Origin of the sequence: uncultured Tenacibaculum sp. (genome assembly GCF_947499065.1) — a bacterium.
In the GTDB taxonomy this organism is placed as follows: domain Bacteria; phylum Bacteroidota; class Bacteroidia; order Flavobacteriales; family Flavobacteriaceae; genus Polaribacter.
Genome location: NZ_CANMMT010000006.1, coordinates 88076 through 108126, shown reverse-complemented (window position 1 = coordinate 108126; position 20051 = coordinate 88076). Strand labels below are relative to the sequence as shown.

Below are 20051 nucleotides of genomic sequence, written 5' to 3'. Positions count from 1 at the left end.
AAACTTCACACAAAAAAGTAACAAGCTAAAAAACAGATATTTAAAAACACCATATCTACATCAAGCTCCCGAAAAATATAGCGTTCATCAATAATTTATTTGTTCCAAACCAAAATCCTCTAAAATTTGTATTATCGGTAAATACAATTACTTTTCCAGCTCCCAAACGCTGAGATTTAAAGGGAACTGTATTCTTTAATTCCTTTAAATTTTCTTTTGAAATATATCCACTCAATAATGGGTTATTTGTATACTGAATTGGATTATTATAACTTTTTTTATCAGGTTGAATGAATTGTCTTGTATTTCTAAATAATGCTATCTTATTATTTTTATAACCAAAGTTTATTGGATGTGAACGATCTATTGAAGCTTCAAAAATTGCACCACCTATAACTTGTGCTCCCGACTGTAAAGAACGATTTTCAAATGATACATTTTTCACCGTATCCATTTTAGGTTTATTAAATTTCAATGAAATAAATCCTTTCTTAGACATCCAGTTAACCGCATTTCTATACCCTATTAATATACCTCCTTTACGAACCCAATCCCTTAATTTTCCTTCCAAGTTCTTATCTATTGAATAGCTATTAGGTACTATTATGGTAGTGTATTTACTTAAATTTACTCTTGATACATAAGACATATCTAATTTAGTAAGCTTCATATCAAAACGTTGATCTAACAAATGCCAGATTTCACCTGCATCATAACTTGTTATTCCTCTTCCTACCAACATGGCTACTTTTGGTTCTTTTACAGCTCTAAAATTTCTACTACCTAAATCTATACCATCATTCAAGCCTGTTGAAACACCTGTTATTTCAATATGATTTTTCATTGCAACTTTTTCTAAATAAGCAAACAATTCGGTATTATTTAACTTTTGATTTTGTGCAGGAATGAAAATAGTTCCATAATCGTATGGTTTGTTATTATTTTTAAACTGCTTCATTGCAACTTTAGTTCTCAGTCCCTTTTCTAAAATTTCATTTAAAGCCTTTGGTGCTTCATATTCATTCCAAGCAAATAAATATCCTACTGTGCTTTTATTTTGAATACTTCCTGATTTCTTTTTTAAATCGAGTATCTCATTACCCACTTTAGATAATGAAACATTTTTAGCAAAATCTACTCCAAATGCATGATTAAATGTCCAAGCAGAAACATCATAAAACAGACTATCTTTAAAGGTAGTTCTCACATCAAACATTGCCTTTACCAATCGATTATTTTTCTGATTCATTGGTATTGCATAACTATATCCTTTTTTAAAATGTTTTCCATTAACTTTTAAATCTGATTTTAACTCATGAAGTTTTACTTTATGCTTTTTTAATACCTCAGCTAAATGATAACTTTTGATTGCATCCTTTTCATCTCCAAATACAAATGCCTTATTTTCTGTTGACCTCCTTGATTCCTCATAAAAACCTTGTTGATATTTCAAGATTTTTTCTCGCATATTTTTAGCAGCTTCCAATGTTGATAATGTTGCTGTAAACTGATTTCTAATTGTAAATGGAAAGGTTAATACTCCATTATCACTTTCCTGTGCATGTCCACGTGAACTTCCTTGTTCAAACAAAATCCCTATACTTCCATTGATATCTGGAAATGTTGAACCCTTTCCATAATAAAAATCGTCAAAGCTTTCTTCAGAATAATATGTAGACCCAATTTTATCAAAAGCTTTTGCATGATAAGTTGCAATCTCTTTTGTTAAATCTTGGTTCATTTGAGGAGTTAACGGATTTGTTCTACTTGGAATTCCTGGCTGAAAAAAGAAAGTAGAATTAGTACCCATCTCATGATGATCTGTTAAAATATTAGGCAACCATTTATGAAATGTTTTAATTCTAGCTGTACTCTCTGGCAACTGTACAGGTAACCAATCTCTATTCATATCAAACCAATAGTGATTTGTTCTTCCTCCCGGCCAAACTTCATGATACTCTCTATCATTAGGATCTGGATTTATATTGCTTGCTTTATTGGTATTTGCCCAATAAGCAAAACGTTGTAAACCATCTGGATTTAATGAAGGGTCAAATAAAATTACTGTATTATTCAATAACTCATTTATTTTTGGACCTTGAGCCGCTGCTAAATAATACGCTGCTGCTAATGCTGCATTAGAACCACTTGGCTCATTTCCATGAATTGAAAATCCTTGATATACAATAATTGGTTGGTTAGACAAATTTATCGAAGCATTGTCTGTTATTTCAATATGCTTTTTCCTTATCTCCTCTAAGTTTTGATGATTCTTAGGCGCTGTAATTGTCAGTAACAATAAAGGTCTACCTTCATAAGTTTCTCCTCTATTTTCAATAGTTACTCTATTTGAAGCCTTTGCTAAAGCTTTCATATAAGACACTAATTTATCGTGAGTAATATGCCATTCCCCTACCTCATGACCTATAATAGATTCTGGAGTTGGTATGTTTTTATCATAACTCACATCACTAGGTAAATAATATGACAAATCTACTTTTTGTTGAGCTAGAACTGAAACTGATAGAGATAATACTAAGTATAAAAAAACTTTTTTCATGAATTTGTTGTTTGATAGATTCACAAATATATTAAATCAAAAACGTTATTTTTGATTACTAACTAACTGGTTTCTATGTATACTAAAAAAACTTATCCAATTAAAGGGATGCTAAGATGGACTAGAAGGTATATTTATGTTTTTATCCTACTTAGTCTTATCCCCGTATTTTTATTTGACGTTATGGGATGGAAATGGTTATATGTACCATGGCTTCCTTTAGGTGTTTTGGGTACCGCTGTTTCTTTTATTGTAAGTTTTAAAAACAATGCTTCTTATGACAGATTATGGGAAGCTCGTAAAATTTGGGGAGGCATTGTAAACACTTCAAGATCTTTTACCGTTATGGTAAAAGACTTTATTAAAAACGATCAAATAACTCCTAGTGAATTAAAAACCATACATAGAGAATTAGTTCACAGACATGTTGCATGGTTAACCGCATTACGCTACCAAATGCGCAAAGACAAACCTTGGGAAAACCATATTAAACTTAGTAAATCTAATAGAGAATTTAGAGAAGAAAATGTTTACGTACCTGAAGATAATATTCCAATCAAGGAGGCTATCTCACCTTATATTTCTGAAGCTGAATATAACGAAGTTTTTACTAAAGGAAATCAAGCTTCTCAATTATTAGGAATTCAATCTAGACGAATCAAAGAACTTCACGATGAAGGATTCATAGATAATTTCCGACATATGGAGCTTGAAAAAGTAATCGTTGAATTATATACTTTACAAGGAAAATCAGAACGTATTAAAAACTTTCCATACCCTCGTCAATTTGCTACTTTAAACTTTATGTTTGTTTGGGTATTTATTATTCTTTTACCTTATGGTATGATGCAAGAATTTGAAGCTTTAGGTGACAGAATTACCGAAACCTTAGCTAACCATCAATCCAGAACAGCAATTATGCATAAAGTTCAAGTATTTATTTCTCGTCATTTCGAATGGTTTTCTGTTCCTTTTAGTACACTAATCGCATGGGTATTTTATTCTATGGAAGCTATTGGTGAAAATTCTGAAAATCCTTTTGAGGGAGGTCCGAATGATGTCCCTATTACAAACATGAGTAGAGGTATAGAAATAGATATTCGACAATTAATAGACGATACTGATATTCCAGAACCTTATAAATGGAATAATGATATTGTTTTGTAAAAGCCCCTATAATGACTGTAAAAAATTTATCTACTACCCCATTTGAAAAAATTATTGAATGCTTCTTATTAGCTTTTGAAAACTATTTTGTTCCCATGCCTAAAGGCCAAATATATTATCAGGAAAGATGGAAAGCAGCTAAGGTTGATTTTGAATTTTCTTATGGCATGTTTGATGGAGAAAAGTTAGTTGGATTTATAATTCATGCTATTGATGAAAGAAATGGAACATTAATAGCTTTTAATACTGGTACTGGTGTAATTCCTGAATATCGAGGAAAAAAAATAATTCAATCCATATACAAACACGCTTTCAAAGAATTTAAAACCAACAACATTCAACAAAGTTCTTTAGAAGTTATTACAGAAAATAAAAAAGCCATTCATTTATATAAAAATATTGGGTTCAAAACTTCTAAAACTTACAAATGCTTTAGAGGGCAAATAAAAATAGATAATTCACCTGGATATGAATTAAAAGAAATAGACTTAAAGAATCTAAACTGGAATCAACTTCCAAATCAATCATACTATTCTTGGGATAATCAAAAAGAGTCTATAGTAAGAGGAAACTACCAATTTTTTCAAATAATGTATAATGATATACCTGAATCCTTCTTTATTATCAATGCAGAACAAAATTATCTGGCTCAATTTGATTTATTAAACAATTCAAATATAGGTTGGGAAAGACTTTTCTCTGGTATTAAAAAGTTATCAGAGACTATTAAAATAAACAACGTTGACACAAGGCTATCTTCTAAAGTTATTGCCCTCAAAAATATTGGACTTGAAAACATCATTAATCAATTTGAAATGAATTTAAAAATTGACCAACCACACTCATAAACCTCTAAAAATCAAAACAAAAAGATAATCAAAATAATTTTCGTTTATCAATAATGTCAAATTGATTTTTTAAGAAGTTCTTTTTCAATTAAAATAGTTTTTTTTTATAAAAAAAGCCATTTCAAAAACCAAACAAACACAAAACACCCTATTTTAGAGTGAATTTTATTTTTAACAAACCATAAAAAGATTAAATTTATTTAATTTGTAACAAAATTTAATAAATTATGTCATCAAAAAACATATTAGAAAATTCTAATACTACTACTAAGACATTTGTCTCGCCAGAATACATTCGTAATCGCTTCTCTACGATCATGTCTGATATGTATAAAAACGAAGTACCTCTTTACGGTGAATTACTTGATTTGGTTCATGATATTAATGACAATGTTCTTTCTGAATCTAAAGATATTGAAGAACAATTGGCAAATACAGGAGAAATAACTCGCTTAAACATGGAACGTCATGGTGCCATCCGTTTAGGAAAACCATATGAGTTATTTACCATGAGACGTTTATTTAAAGTTATGGGAATGTTTCCTGTTGGGTACTATGATTTAGCTCCAGCTGGTGTTCCTGTTCACTCAACAGCCTTTAGAGCTATTGAAAATACAGCTCTTAATCAAGCACCTTTTAGAGTTTTTACATCTTTATTACGTTTAGATTTAATTGATGACGAGCAACTTCGTAAGAATGTGGAGACTATTTTAGAAAAACGTCAAATTTTTACAGAAAAGGCATTAGAATTAATTGACAAATCTGAAAAAGAAGGTGGATTAAATGAAGAAGATGCTGAAACTTTTGTTCAAGAAGCATTAGAAACTTTTAGATGGCATGATACTGCTACGGTAGATTATGAAATGTACGAAGCATTATTAAATCAACACAGGTTAATTGCTGATGTAGTTGCGTTTAAAGGACCTCACATCAACCACTTAACACCTAGATCATTAGATATCGACAAAGTACAAACAAGCATGGAAGCTCGTAATATCCCTCCAAAAGACAATATTGAAGGACCACCTGCTAGAAAATGTCCAATTTTATTACGTCAAACAAGTTTCAAAGCATTAACTGAAAAAGTAACTTTTAAAGGGAATGTTGGAAATGAAAAAATGGGAGAGCACAAAGCTCGTTTTGGTGAAATTGAACAACGTGGTGTAGCTGTTACTCAAAAAGGATTAGATTTATATAATGAGTTATTAGGTAAAACACGTAAAGCTATTGGTGGTTCTCCAACTGCAGAAAATGCTAATGAATACAACCAACTATTATTAGAAAACTTTAAAGTTTTTCCTGACACTTATAAAGAATTACAAGCTAAAGAATTAGCCTACTTCCATTATTTCACCACTGATAAAGTAAAAGATATATCTGAAGGCAAAACATATACAAAAGCAGACGTGAATCAATTACTAAAAGATGGTTATTTAACCATTGAACCTATGGTTTACGAAGACTTTTTACCTGTAAGTGCTGCTGGAATTTTTGCTTCAAACTTAGGTACTGATGATGCAAAACGTGAATACGAAGGAACATCAAATCAATCATTATTTGAAAACGATTTAGGTGAACCGGTATACAAGTTAATGAAGTGGTATGAAGACATGCAAGATGAAACTATTCAGAAATGTTTAGCACAAATAAACGCTTAAATAAGATTTAATATCATTTCTATATTTTCAACTATATTTTTTTTCATAAAAGAGATTGTCTATTTTACAACTTAAACTAAGTTTGTTTTATCAAAACACAATAAAGTTATTCTTTTGAAAAATCAATTTGATTATATAGACCAACAAATACTTCTAAAGCTACGAAAAGATGCGCGTAAAGCATATTCTCAAATAGCTGAAGAACTCAATGTTTCTAACTCTTTAATTCATCAACGTATAAAGAAGTTAACTTCTGAAGGCGTTATTCAAAATGCTGAATTTATTCTAGACGAAAAGAAACTAGGATATAAAACTAAATCCTATACTGGAATTCGTTTACGTGAAGCGCGTTTTGCTAAAGATGTAATGAAAGAGTTAGAAAAAATTGATGAAATTGTAGAATGTAATTTCGTCTCTGGTAATTATGCGATTTTTATTTTAATATATGCTAAAGACAATGAACACCTGCAAAAAATATTATATGACAAAGTTCATTTAATAAACGGAGTTGCAGGTACCGATACTTTTATTTGTTTTGACACTTGTTTTAAAAGAAATATTCCAATTGAATAGTTTATGAAAAAAAACGCAGCTGTTTTATGGACCGGTGGAAAAGATTGCGCTTTAGCCTTTTTTAAAGCTCAACAAGAAGAATATTCTATTACTCATTTAGTAACTTTTGCTCCAGAGAATCCTGATTTTAAAGCTCATAATTTATCTCTGATTAAACAACAAGTAACATCGGTTGGAATTCCGCATATAATACTTACTGTAAAACCTCCAATGCAAGATAGCTATGAAGACGCTATAAGTTTATTAAAAACTAAATATCATATAGAGACTTTAATTACTGGCGACATTGATGAAATTGAAAACCATGATAATTGGATTGAAAAGTGCAGTCAAAAATCAGAAATGAAAGTTTACAACCCACTATGGAAAAAAAATAGAACTGAATTACTTTCTACCTTATTAGATCATAAATTCGAAGTTATTTTTTCTTTGGTCAAAAAACCTTTTTTTAATCAAAAATGGATAGGAAAAGTAATAGATTCAACAATTATTGAAGAATTAAAGAAATTAAATATTGATATTTGTGGTGAAAACGGAGAATACCATACAATGGTAATCAATGCTCCTTTTTTCAAAAGTCAAATAAATATAGGTTCATATACGGTTACTGAAAATGAACATTATAGTTATTTACACAAATAAATAACAACATCATAAGGTGTTTAACCATGATACAGAATACACAGCTACAAAATTTAGAAAAAAAACTAGAAGGAGAGTTATTTTTCGACGATTTACATAAAAACATATATGCTACAGATGCATCAGTGTATCGTAAAATTCCATTAGGGGTTGCATACCCTAAAAGCAAAAAAGATATACAACAATTAATTGATTTTGCTACTAAAAGCAATATCACATTAATACCACGTACAGCAGGTACATCTCTAGCTGGACAATGTGTTGGTGATGGAATTGTAGTTGATGTTTCAAAATACTTTACCAATGTATTGGCTTTTGATGAACAGAATAAAACCATTACTGTTGAACCTGGTATAATTAGAGACGATTTAAATCGTTTTCTAAAACCTTTTGGATTATTTTTTGGACCAAACACCTCAACTTCAAACCGATGTATGATTGGTGGTATGGTTGGAAACAATTCTTCTGGAAGTACTTCAATTAGATATGGTGTTACTCGCGATAAAGTAATAGCAATTGAAGGTTTATTAAGCGACGGTAGTGAAGTTACTTTTTCTGAAATAACTTCCGATGAATTCAAACAAAAACGTTTTGAAAAATCATTAGAAGGAAGCATTTATAAGGCTATATACAACGAATTAATTTCTAAGGAGAATCAACAAGAAATAAAAAAAGAATTTCCAAAGGAAAGTATTCACCGAAGAAATACAGGATATGCTGTTGACGAATTTTTAACTTCTGATTTATTTGGAGGAAATGAACCTACTTTAAACCCTGCTAAATTCTTATCAGGAAGTGAAGGGACATTAGTTTTCTCTACAGCTATAACAATTCAATTGGACGACCTCCCACCTACTAAAAGTATTATGGTATGTCCACATTTTACAAGTGTAAATGAGAGTTTAAAAGCAACAGTTACTGCCATGAATCACAAATTGTACGCTTGTGAATTGATGGATAAAGTAATTTTAGACTGTACCAAAAACAATAGAGAGCAAGCAAAAAATCGTTTTTTCTTACTAGGTGATCCTGAAGCTGTTTTAATGTTAGAAATTTCAGCTAATACTATTGAAGAAGCAGAAATACTAGCCGATAAACTTATTGAAGATTTAAAAGCTGGTAATTTTGGTTATCACTATCCTAAAGTATATGGAGACGATATAGCGAAAGTTCATTATCTACGTAAGGCCGGTTTAGGATTACTAGGAAATATTGTAGGAGATATGAAAGCAGTTGCCTGTATTGAAGATACAGCAGTTGCCTTAGAAGATTTACCAGAATACATTGAGGAGTTTACTCAAATTATGGATAAATATGAGCAGGATGCTGTTTATTACGCTCATGCTGGTGCTGGTGAATTACACTTACGCCCTATTTTAAATTTAAAGAAACAGGAAGATGTAGTTTTATTTAGAAAAATAACTACTGAAACTGCCGAACTAGTAAAAAAGTATAAAGGATCGTTTAGTGGTGAACATGGAGATGGAATTGTTCGTGCTGAATTTATACCGCTAATGATTGGTGATAAAAACTATCAATTATTACGTAGAGTTAAGAAAGCTTTTGACCCAAATAATGTATTCAACAAAGGAAAGATTACCGATGCCTTTCCTATGGATAAAAGTTTACGATATGAAGTAGATAGAAAAGAGCCAGAAATTAAAACTATTCAAGATTTTTCTGACAGTGAAGGAATTTTAAAGCTAGCTGAAAAATGTAATGGTTCTGGGGATTGTAGAAAATCTCCTGAAGCTGGAGGAACCTTATGCCCTAGTTATAGAGCTACTAGAAATGAAAAAGAAACTACACGAGCTAGAGCCAATACGCTACGTGAAGTTTTAACTAACAACACCGCTAAAAACAAATTCGATTCTAAAGAATTAAAACAAGTTTTAGATCTTTGTTTAAGCTGTAAGGCTTGTGCAACAGAATGTCCTAGTAATGTTGACATAGCTTCTATGAAAGCAGAGTTTTTATATCAATACCAAGAAACTAATGGATATTCTTTCCGTAGTAAACTATTTGCTAATAATGCTAAGTATAATAAGCTAGGTAGTAAGTTTCCAACCATTACAAACTTTTTTACAAATACAACTATAGCTAAAAAAGTAATGGGAGTTGCAACAGAACGTTCAGTGCCTAAATTGGCTAAACAACCTTTAGAAGCTTGGTTAAATAAGCATCAAATAAAAACATCAAACAAAGTAGTATACTTATTTAATGATGAATTTACCAACTATTATGATGCTGAAATAGGAAAAGACGCAGTTTTAGTTTTAGAAAAACTAGGTTACGAAATTAAATACATTCAACATGAGGAAAGCGGTAGAAGCTATATCTCTAAAGGTTTTTTAAAGGAAGCTAAAAGTATTGCAAATAAAAACATTACTGCTTTCAAAGAATTAATTACTGAAGAAACTCCTTTAATTGGTATTGAACCTTCTGCTATTTTAACTTTTAGAGATGAATATATTCGATTAGCCGATGATAAAGATGCTGCTAAAAGTATTTCTAAAAACACATTTACTTTTGAAGAATTTTTAGCTTCTGAATTGAAAAAAGGAAATATTGATACTTCAATTTTTACTAATGATGAAAAAGAGCTCAAAATTCATGGTCATTGCCATCAAAAAGCATTATCAAGTACACATGCCTCTTTTTCTATTTTAAACATACCAAAAAACTATAAAGTAACCATTATGAATACAGGTTGTTGTGGTATGGCTGGTTCTTTTGGTTATGAGAAAGAACATTATAAAGTTAGTATGCAAGTAGGAGAAGATACTTTATTTCCTAAAGTAAGAAATTGTTCTTCTGAAACAGAAATTGTAGCTGCAGGTACTAGTTGTCGTCATCAAATTTACGACGGAACAAAACGAATTGCAAAACATCCTATTACCATATTAAAAGAAGCCTTATCTTAGGCAAATGCAAAACAAAAGTAAAATTACTTCTATGCTTTCCCTGATTATTGCAGGGGAAGCTATTTTTTTATTACCCTTTATTTTAATGCGTGTTTTTAAACCCATCATTAGAGAAGCCTTTCTTATTTCAGATGCAGAAATTGGAGAAGCTCAAGCTCTATATGGGATAACTGCTGTTATCTCTTATTTCTTTGGTGGTTTTGTTGCTGATAAATGGGAAGCTCGTAAATTATTATCTCTGTCATTAATCTTAACTGCTTTTGGTGGTTTTATAATGATTATGACTCCATCAGTTTTCACTCTAAAAATACTATATGCATTTTGGGGAATATCAACTATTTTTCTTTTTTGGGCTGCTTTAATAAAAGCAACAAGACAATGGGGCACCAAAAACAACCAAGGTTTATCTTTTGGTTTACTAGATGGTGGTAGAGGTTTTTTTGCTGCGACGATAGCCTTATCTGGCGCTGGAATCTTAAGTTTCTTCTTTCCCGAAAATGGAATAATAACTTTTGAGAATAAAGTAATTACTCTTCAGTATATAATTGGAACCATTACACTTATTGTTTTTTTAGTAGCGTTTTTTGTTTGGAAAACTTTACCTAAAAATCAACAAAAAGCAACTAGTTCTAAAGAATTTCAATTTAACATTAAAGAGGCTTTGTCTTTAATGACCAAATCTAAAGTTGTCTACCATTCTCTTATTATTTTTTGCGCTTATTGTGCTTATAAACTAACCGGTGTTTATGGTACGTATGCAAGAGATGTTTGGGGATATTCTTTAGAAAAAGCAACTTATTTTGCCGTTTTTATTCAATACTTAAGACCTATAGCTGCTATAGCTATTGGATGGATAGCTGATAAGTTTGTACCTTCTAAACTAATACTTCCTTGTTTTACTATTTTAATTATTATTTCAACCTTTTTAGGTTTAGGCACATTTAAAGAACAATCCTTATTTATTTCTTTTTCGTTTTTTGTTTTTATGGCTTTAAGTACCTATGCGCTTAGAGGTTTATACTTTGCTATAATAGAAGAAACCAAAACTCCTATTCAATTTACTGGAACTCTTGTAGGAATTATTTCCGTAGTTGGTTTTACTCCAGATATTTTCATGTCGTTATTTATTGGTTACATGCTCGGTAAAAATCCATCTATAATTGAATACCAAAATTTATTCAGTTACTTCGCAATTATTCCTGCTATTGGCTTGTTAGCTAGTATATTTTTCAGAAAAACAATTTATAAAAGAAATTAACAGTTCAAAAAGCTGTTTTTAATTTAAGGAATCACGTTTTATATTTTCTTTCATTTTAAATTTCTTAATCTCTTCTATATTTTCTTTTACTTCGATATGGTGATTCACCATCGCTTTTTGATACAAGATAGAAGAAGTGCTTAATAATCTACCAGTAGCTGGTTGTACAATTCCTCTTTCACCTATATTATAACCTTGCTTTCTTAGCGCTTCTTTAATCCTCTCATTACTCTTGTTAATCTGCTCAACTATGTTTATCAATTCCTCTTTATTCCTTTTAAGCTTACCTCCAAGTACATTTTCTAAATCTTTGAAAGTAAAATAATGAGGTAAATATATATTAGTAATATCTTCCTTATTATTTATTACCTCTCTAATATAATTAGGAGTGTGCTCTATAGCTACTCCAACTTTTAAAACGGCAACAAGCTCTGGTGAAGAATTTAACTGTTCAACTTTAATATTATTTTTCTTTGCAAAATGTCTTACATAATTTGACTTGGCGTTTATAAAATTCACAAATTTTACAGTAGCTGAATCCTTTATCGCTTCAATTTTCTTTAAATATTCTTTGAAACTATAAGCGCTTAAAAGTCCTGAATTTTCAAATGCTCCTCCATCTAAAAAATACCCTTTTTGTTTAATTTTTGCTGCTGGACTTACAAAAGGAAACCTATTACTGGTTGATACAGTTGTATAAAAAGGTAACTCCCTTCCTTCTTCAGAATTAAGAATATTTATAGCTCCAGGAAATATCACTTCATAATTTTTATTATCTAATTTGAGGTCTTCATTAACCTTTAACGAAAGTGCATTTCCATACTTATTACTTGTACTAATAGTATTAATTATTAGAGGTGGATAATAACCTTTACCATAAGCTTTTTCATACAAATCATAAAAAGTAAAAGAATCATCAGCATCCCCTTCAAATTCGTCTAAAGCTAAAACATGTTGACGCATTCCAAAATGAGAACGATCTTTTCCTTTAAACTTTTTAGGTATAAACTCTCTTATTAAATCACCAGTTGCTAAATATAAAACATCAAGTGAAAGTCCATTAAAATTGGCTAATCGATTAATTGCTTTCTCTTTATTTTTATTAAAAGCTATTATATATGTATAATTTGCTATCCCTACTGAACCTCCTGACACTCCTGATAAACATCTTGTATTACTTAGGAACTCTTTATTAGTACTATCTAATTTATTCAATAAAAGCATAGTCCATAAATTAGACTTCAAACCTCCACCATAAGAAGACACAAAATAATGTTCTTTTTTTTCCTTTATATCACTTACAAAAGCGCTAATTCCAATGCCTTTAATAGAATCTTGCTTAATAGTTTGCAACTCATGTAAATCATTTCCTTTATATGATGTATACCCACCTATTAAAGTTAAAACTAACAACGCAAATGGAATATGATATATCCATAATCTCCATCTTAACCTACCTCCTTCTTTATCAAAATTTTCATTTCTTACACTCCTTTCCTCTCCAACTCCATTTCCTAGAGTTCTTCTATACATTTGTGTATAGTATTTGAAATGTTTTATATAGATAATGATTGCTCCATAAAAAAACAGATATAGCATTAAAAAAAGTGGAATTGGATTAAAATTATGGATAAGTTTCCAATTAAAATTTAACACCAAAATTCCTGAAACACAAATAATTCCAAAAACAGCTATAAAAAAAAGATACCATGAATTATTACTAAAAATAGATAAAAAATTAATAAAGTTGCCTTTATAGCCCCCATAATATTTCGCTCTTTTTTCTTCAAAATATTCTTGAGGTCTTTCCAACAAAAAAGCAGTCCATTTATTGGTAAAAATATATTTTAGATATGACCTTCCCACTGTTAACAAAACATAAGTTAAAGCTGCTAAAACTGTAACAACTACTGTAAGAAAAACCAATTGCTTATTCCATGCTGAAGCGGTAAAAGCAACAATAACCAACATTAAAATATCTAACATTAGTAAATAAGGAAAAAGACCTATGATTCTAGTAAACTTTTTTACACTTTCAACTCCCGATTGTTCTTCGCTTTCTTTATCAAAATATTTATCAGTGTTTAATTTTAGTTTTGATAAATACCAAACAAACCAGAATAAAAATGCTGCAATTAAAAAAGTAACCGAAATTGCAAGTCGTAAAGAATAAGCTTCATCTACTGCAGTTAATATCATATAAATAAAAGCTACATAAAACAACACTCCTAAGCACCTTCTAAAGATCTGCATCTTAAATTCTTCTTTGTCATCCGAATCATTTACATTCTTAACTACAGAAACGCCTTTTCTTTTAACAAAATAAATAATCCCTATATAAGATTTAATGGTAAACTTACTACTCATTATATATTCATAAAGATTCGTATCTGAATACTTTGAACCTTTAAAATAAATTGGATAATGTGCTGTAGGAATGGAAACAAAATACACTAACAACAACGTGATAACTAAATTAAATCGACTTTCAAAAAGTCTAATCATAATATCACCTCCTTGATCTACAAAACCAATAAGTATACTAACAATAAAAATAAAGACTAAACTAATTCTTGCGTGTTTAATAAATCTCCATATTATTTTTTTATAGTCGATAATAACACTAAACAAAAAAGTAACAAAGCTTAATGCATATAATAATACTTTTACTCTCTGTACATATATTACACTTTCAATTTCATATAACAAATACAAAACATTCTCTATAACATCAGTTGTATATGCCAAGATGAAAAGAGCTATAATTAGCTGTAAAATATATGGTGTAACAATTTTACATAAAATCCTATACAGCATTAAAAGCAACAATGCAGCCCAAATAAAATCTACACAAAAAAACAGATAATAACTCCAATTTTGAATACTACTTTTATATTCTTCAAACAAAGGGATTTCTGTATCAAATTGCACATTACTATACAGAACATGCATTTCTTCTTGAAGCATTGCATTATGAAAATAATGATTCAACAAAACCATAATAGCTGTTAAACCAAACAATACTAAACCGTGAGTTTTAAGTGGAATTTTATTTACAATTTTATCAAAAAAACTAAGCATATCTTTTTACTTTCTATAAAGTTATAAAACAATCAATCTATAAAAACTACCTATAAATAGGTATTTTTAATTTAGAGTAAAAAGGGAAAAAATTTTTGATCTAAAATATAGAACTAAAGTAATAAAAATATAACTTGATTATTTTATTATCTCAACTTTTTCTTAGTTACACCAACTTAAAAAACACAATTATTATTAGACGTTAATTCCTCGACAAATACCTCACCTTTAAACTTCAGAAAACATCAAAACAACTTTTTAAATTGATTATCAGTACTTTATTACGTATATTTAAACGTTCTATAAATTTTAAATATACTATTATGACAAGTACTAAAATAATAATTAACAATGCTTTGTTAATTTTTGCAGGCATTGTAGTGTTCTTCTTTTTAATGAAAATTTTAGGCTTAGAAAATGTCTCTGAACTACGAGTTTTAAACTTTGGATTTGTTCTCTGGGGAATAAACAGAGCCATCAAAACAAACATTCTTAGAAACAAAGAATCTTTATATTTTAATAATTTTTCTATAGGTATAGCAACATCTGCAGTTGCAGTAGCACTTACCATTATAGGTTTAATTATTTATGTAGATTTTATTGACCCTAGTTTACTAATTATACTAGAAAAAACTTCTTTCTGGGGACAAAATTTAAGTTTAGGTTTAGTAGTTTTTGCTTTAGCAATTGAAGGAATAGCTTCTTCTGTAATTTGTTCGTTTATTCTAATGCAATACTATAAGAATTATAAAGTTGATGTAACTATTGCCTAATTTATTTTTATAATTAAACAACACCTAATAAAAAACTCGAAGCTAAATTTAACTTCGAGTTTTTATATTTATACTAATTATTACCTTAAGGCTTTATTGTTTCTTCTTGAGCTAACAAACCAAAAAACTTATCTAAATTAGGTAAAATAATAATTTTTGTTCTTCTGTTTTTTGCTCTATTTTTTCTTGTATTATTATCTACTAATGGTAATGATGATCCTCTACCTGAAGCGATTAACCTACTCGATTCTATTCCATATTTTTTCTCTAAAACACGAACAATAGATGTTGCTCTTTTCACACTTAAATCCCAGTTATCTTGTAATACTTCATTATGAATTTGTTGTGAATCTGTATGTCCTTCAATCATAACATCCATGCTTGGTTCAGATTTTATAATTTCAGATAATTTTTTAAGTACTTTATAAGCCTTACTACTTATTCTATAGCTTCCTGATCTGAATAACATTTTATCTGAAATAGAGATCATTACTACGGTTTTATCAATATTTACATTTACGTCTTCAGAATTTTCTAAAGAATTTTTGCTTATTGATTTTTTCAATTTATAAGACACCGCAACATTCATAGAATCCTTTAGTGTTTTAGCATTTGCTAATTCAGTTGGATCAACATTCTTTAATGTTTTACGCATCTTTTCTTTCATCGAATTAGAGATTACAGTCCCTTGAACCATATCTAATTTTATATCATTCTCTTTTTGTAAATCAGAATTTAAATTATTTAACGAGTTTAATTTCTTGTTATAATTATCAATTCTCTTTTCTATTTTTGAGAACTTTGCTTCTAGTTGCTCTTTTTCAAAAGCTGTTTTTTGAAGAGCTCCTCTGGTGTCTTTATACTTATTTTCTAACTCTACATATTTCTTCTTAGAAACACAAGATGTTGCCATTACAGCAACCATTAAAAAAAGGGAAAAATTTTTCATTTTTGATTTGTATTAGGTTATTTACCTAATAAACTTACTTTTTACTTCTTTAGTATAAAACCCAATACTAAATATTAAAAAACCTCTGCCATCATGCAACGAGCGCTACCTCCCCCACAAGTTTCTATAGTTTCTAACGATGAATGAATTACCTCATTATGCTTTTCAATTTTCTGTAACTGCTCTTTTGTTAAAGATTTATATGCTGAACTACTCATTATTAAAAAGCGCTTATCATTTTCACCTCTAACTTGTAGCATATTTCCTGCAAATTGAGTTACTTGTTCTTCTGATATAGCTATTACCTCTTTACCATCTAACTTTAAATGCTTCAACACATTTTTCTTTTCTTTTTTATCATCAATTGCATCTAAGCAAATTATAGCAAAAGTTTCCCCAACACACATCATAACATTGGTATGATAAATAGCTTCTCTTCTTTCTTTAACTGTTTGATTGGCTATAAAAACTACTGGAGTATATTCAAAATCTTCACAAAATTCAATAAACAACTCTTCATCTGCTCTTGGAGATAAAGCACAATAGGCTTTTCTATTTTGCCTATCTAAAATCATACTACCTGTGCCTTCAAGAAATATTCCTTCTTCCTCCGCTTCCGAATAATCTATTACGTTTTTAATTTCAAATCCGTTTTCTTCCAGTATATCTAAAACATCTTCTCGTTTTTCTAAACGACGGTTCTTAGCAAACATAGGATAAATAGCAACATCCCCATTTTCATGAAAAGAAATCCAATTATTAGGAAACAAAGCATCTGGCGTATCGGGTTCTTTAGTATCCTGAACTACAATTACTTTTATTCCTTTTTCTCTTAATTTATCTACAAAAGCATCAAACTCTGCTTCTGCTTTTGCATTAATAGATGCTGGTAGCATTCCCGCTAACTCTTGTTGATAATAATTGTTAACAGCTGTTTGCTCGTTCATTCTAAAACTTGCTGGACGAACCATTAAAATAGTATTAGTTGTTTGCTTCATTCTTATGAAATTTTATGGATACTCAACCCCTAACTTTTTTACTTAATTTCTGTCAAAGATAGACACAAAAGAGCTAGTTAATTTAAGGTTTTTTAAAAAATTCATGTTAGAATTCTTCGCAAATCATCCCCTTCATTATTTTTTTAAGTGAAAAAAGAATTATACAGCTTTAACCTAGATATTCAAAACAGATAAAAAATCTAACAAAATTAAATAAACAGAAAAATAATCTATTTATTAAAATTAAAACTGACTCATATTATTATACATATTACTTTTGCCCGCTAAATTTTTCAGATTATGACAAACAACAACAAACTACCTATAGAAAGTCAACAAAAACTAGATAATTTACATAACGAATTAACTACTGCTCGCGACACCTTTTTAGGATACCCTGTATCTAAAGATTTTGATTATTCTGAATTAAATAAGTTTTTCAAATACCCTATTAATAATCTTGGTGATCCTTTTGAACAGGGAACTTATCGTGTACAAACACATGAAATGGAACGTGAAGTAATTGCTTTCTTTGCCAAATTATTTAGAGCAAATCCAAAAGATTTTTGGGGATATGTTACCAATGGTGGTTCTGAAAGTAATTTATATGGCTTATATCTTGCTCGTGAGTTATTTCCTAAAGCCATTGTTTATTATTCTGAATCTACTCACTATAGTGTTCGTAAAAACATTCATTTATTAAACATACCAAGTATCGTGATTAAATCACAAGAAAATGGAGAAATTGATTATGAAGATTTTGAAAATACTGTTCGTATGAATCGTCATAAACCAGTTATTGTTTTAGCTACTTTTGGAACTACAATGAAAGAAGCTAAAGATGATGTTTCTAGAATTAAAAATATATTAGGCAATTTAGCTATTCAAGACAACTACATACATTGTGATGCAGCATTAGCTGGATCTTTCGGACCGTTTATGCAACCTCGATTACCTTTTGATTTTATTGATGGTGCTGATAGTATTTCTATAAGTGGTCATAAATTTATTGGTTCTCCAATTCCAACTGGAGTATTATTAGCAAAAAGGTCTAATAGGGACCGAATAGCTAAAGGTATTTCTTATATTGGTTCATCAGATACAACTATTACTGGATCACGAAACGGACACTCTCCCTTATTTCTATGGTACGCTTTAAAAAAGCTTGGTGTAAAAGGATTGCAAGAACGTTATCAACATAGTTTGGAAGTTGCAAAATACTGCGAAAATGAACTGAAAAAGATTGGTATCAATGCCTGGAGAAATCCAAACGCCATAACAGTTGTACTTCCTAAAACATCAAAAAGAGTGAAAGATAAATGGCAACTAGCTACTGAAGGAGATATTTCTCATGTTATATGTATGCCTAATGTGACGAAAGCGCAAATAGATGAATTTATTTACGACATTAAAAACTGTAAAGAACCTATAATTGAAGATGAGTTTTCTTACGACTTTTCTTTAAGCTAAATAGCATAATTATAAAACCAAAAACGCTAAGGAAAATTCTTAGCGTTTTTTTATACATTCTATAATATCAAACTTCTTATTTTGTTTCAAGATAGTTACCTTTTCAAAAAGCTTACTTAAATGGGTACTATAATTTAAATGTGAATTTGCTACTAACACAAACCTTCCATTGTTTTTTAAACAACTATGTACTCCTCTAAAAAGATTTAAAGCTACTTCTATATTATTTTCATACTCAAAATGAAAAGGAGGGTTAGACGCCACTAAATCAAACGATTCCGTTTCTAAAGCATTTAATGTATCAGAACAAATAAAATGTGCTTTTTTACCTTTTAAATTTAGCTTTGATGATTCTATTGCCAAGTTAAAATCGTCCATTAATGTTACTTCAACATCAGGATTTTGTTTAGCCACTTCATAAGCTATAATTCCATTACCTGAAGCAACATCTAACACCTTTGATTCATTAACTTTTAAATTTAAATTCTCTAAAAAAAACTGTGTTCCAATATCAATACTTTTTGAAGAAAACACTCCATAATATTGTTTTAACACATCTTCTCGCCAATCAATTTCATTAATCAATTCTTTGTACTCAATGTTTCTTTTAGGATTCTTTAAAATCAACAATCGAGCTTTTTTCCATGCTTTAGTTTGCTCAATAGAATCAAAATATTTCTCTGCTATTTTTAAAATAGAAGCAGAAAAATACTTGGTCATAAATCCACATACCACCTCAACATTTTCTTTTGAAGCTTTGTGAATTTGTTGTAAGAACAACTCAAACAACTCTATAGATTTTGGGACTTTTACAATTGCTAAATCAACTTTTTCTAAAGAATCTAAAGGTATTTTATAAGTTCCCTTTTTAGATAATTTATTAAGCTTTAAATTCTGTTCGATTGCTTTTTGTTGACTAGCATAAGTCCAAACCGTCGTTAGATTTTTATCACTCAACACACAATTCCAAATCCCAAATCGATCATTAAATAAATGAACACTTTCATATTCTTTTTCAGTAATATAATCTAACACTAAAAGCTCAGCATTACTCCAAGCTCTTAACGATTTATCAAATGTTTTTGGGTAACGTATTAATTCATACTTTACTGAATTAATCTCTACTATTGACTCCAATAAATTTCTTTTT

At 29.6% G+C, this 20051-nt stretch carries 14 protein-coding genes; 9 read left to right on the top strand and 5 right to left on the bottom strand.

The features are described from left to right. Window positions 1–55 precede the first annotated feature (55 nt). Complete coding sequence (locus Q0958_RS13090; protein WP_299123789.1) at window positions 56–2560, bottom strand: M14 family metallopeptidase; 2505 nt, start codon at window positions 2558–2560, stop codon at window positions 56–58. Window positions 2561–2635: 75 nt separating this feature from the next. On the opposite strand from Q0958_RS13090, the gene Q0958_RS13085 reads away from it, so the two are divergent. The 7 genes from Q0958_RS13085 (at window position 2636) to Q0958_RS13055 (ending at window position 11630) form a co-directional block, all read left to right on the top strand. Continuing rightward, a complete protein-coding gene (locus Q0958_RS13085; RefSeq protein ID WP_299123786.1) occupies window positions 2636–3727 on the top strand; it encodes a bestrophin family ion channel in 1092 nt (363 codons plus the stop codon). Between the two features lie 11 nt (window positions 3728–3738). Next, complete coding sequence (locus Q0958_RS13080) at window positions 3739–4575, top strand: GNAT family N-acetyltransferase (RefSeq protein WP_299123783.1); 837 nt, start codon at window positions 3739–3741, stop codon at window positions 4573–4575. Window positions 4576–4802: 227 nt separating this feature from the next. Then, complete coding sequence (locus tag Q0958_RS13075) at window positions 4803–6233, top strand: VOC family protein (protein WP_299123781.1); 1431 nt, start codon at window positions 4803–4805, stop codon at window positions 6231–6233. A 114-nt stretch (window positions 6234–6347) separates the two neighbouring features. Continuing rightward, complete coding sequence (locus Q0958_RS13070) at window positions 6348–6806, top strand: Lrp/AsnC ligand binding domain-containing protein (protein ID WP_235275777.1); 459 nt, start codon at window positions 6348–6350, stop codon at window positions 6804–6806. Window positions 6807–6809: 3 nt separating this feature from the next. Next, window positions 6810–7448 carry a diphthine--ammonia ligase gene (locus Q0958_RS13065; RefSeq protein ID WP_299123777.1) on the top strand — a complete coding sequence of 213 codons (639 nt, stop codon included), beginning with the start codon at window positions 6810–6812 and terminating at the stop codon, window positions 7446–7448. A gap of 26 nt (window positions 7449–7474) precedes the next feature. Continuing rightward, window positions 7475–10372: an FAD-binding and (Fe-S)-binding domain-containing protein gene (locus tag Q0958_RS13060; RefSeq protein ID WP_299123775.1), complete on the top strand. Its 2898-nt coding sequence runs from the start codon at window positions 7475–7477 to the stop codon at window positions 10370–10372. Window positions 10373–10376: 4 nt separating this feature from the next. Continuing rightward, window positions 10377–11630 carry an MFS transporter gene (locus Q0958_RS13055; RefSeq protein WP_299123773.1) on the top strand — a complete coding sequence of 418 codons (1254 nt, stop codon included), beginning with the start codon at window positions 10377–10379 and terminating at the stop codon, window positions 11628–11630. Window positions 11631–11648: 18 nt separating this feature from the next. Here Q0958_RS13055 and Q0958_RS13050 read toward each other — a convergent pair whose 3' ends face one another. Then, window positions 11649–14711 carry a hypothetical protein gene (locus tag Q0958_RS13050; RefSeq protein WP_299123771.1) on the bottom strand — a complete coding sequence of 1021 codons (3063 nt, stop codon included), beginning with the start codon at window positions 14709–14711 and terminating at the stop codon, window positions 11649–11651. A gap of 323 nt (window positions 14712–15034) precedes the next feature. Here Q0958_RS13050 and Q0958_RS13045 point away from each other — a divergent pair, with 323 nt between their 5' ends. Continuing rightward, window positions 15035–15484, top strand: a complete 450-nt coding sequence (locus tag Q0958_RS13045; protein WP_299123769.1) for a hypothetical protein — start codon at window positions 15035–15037, stop codon at window positions 15482–15484. Window positions 15485–15569: 85 nt separating this feature from the next. On the opposite strand, the gene Q0958_RS13040 is transcribed toward Q0958_RS13045, so the two are convergent. Next, entirely contained in the window at window positions 15570–16433 is an 864-nt protein-coding gene (locus Q0958_RS13040) for an OmpA family protein (RefSeq protein ID WP_299123767.1), read from the bottom strand. Window positions 16434–16507: 74 nt separating this feature from the next. Further along, a complete protein-coding gene (gene ctlX, locus Q0958_RS13035; protein WP_299123765.1) occupies window positions 16508–17431 on the bottom strand; it encodes a citrulline utilization hydrolase CtlX in 924 nt (307 codons plus the stop codon). A gap of 300 nt (window positions 17432–17731) precedes the next feature. Here ctlX and Q0958_RS13030 point away from each other — a divergent pair, with 300 nt between their 5' ends. Then, the gene (locus Q0958_RS13030) at window positions 17732–18901 is read left to right on the top strand and encodes a histidine decarboxylase (RefSeq protein ID WP_299123762.1); all 1170 of its coding nucleotides are present in this window, start codon (window positions 17732–17734) and stop codon (window positions 18899–18901) included. 39 nt (window positions 18902–18940) lie between these two features. Here Q0958_RS13030 and Q0958_RS13025 read toward each other — a convergent pair whose 3' ends face one another. Beyond that, a complete protein-coding gene (locus Q0958_RS13025; protein WP_299123759.1) occupies window positions 18941–20038 on the bottom strand; it encodes a methyltransferase in 1098 nt (365 codons plus the stop codon). Between the last annotated feature and the right edge of the window lie 13 nt (window positions 20039–20051).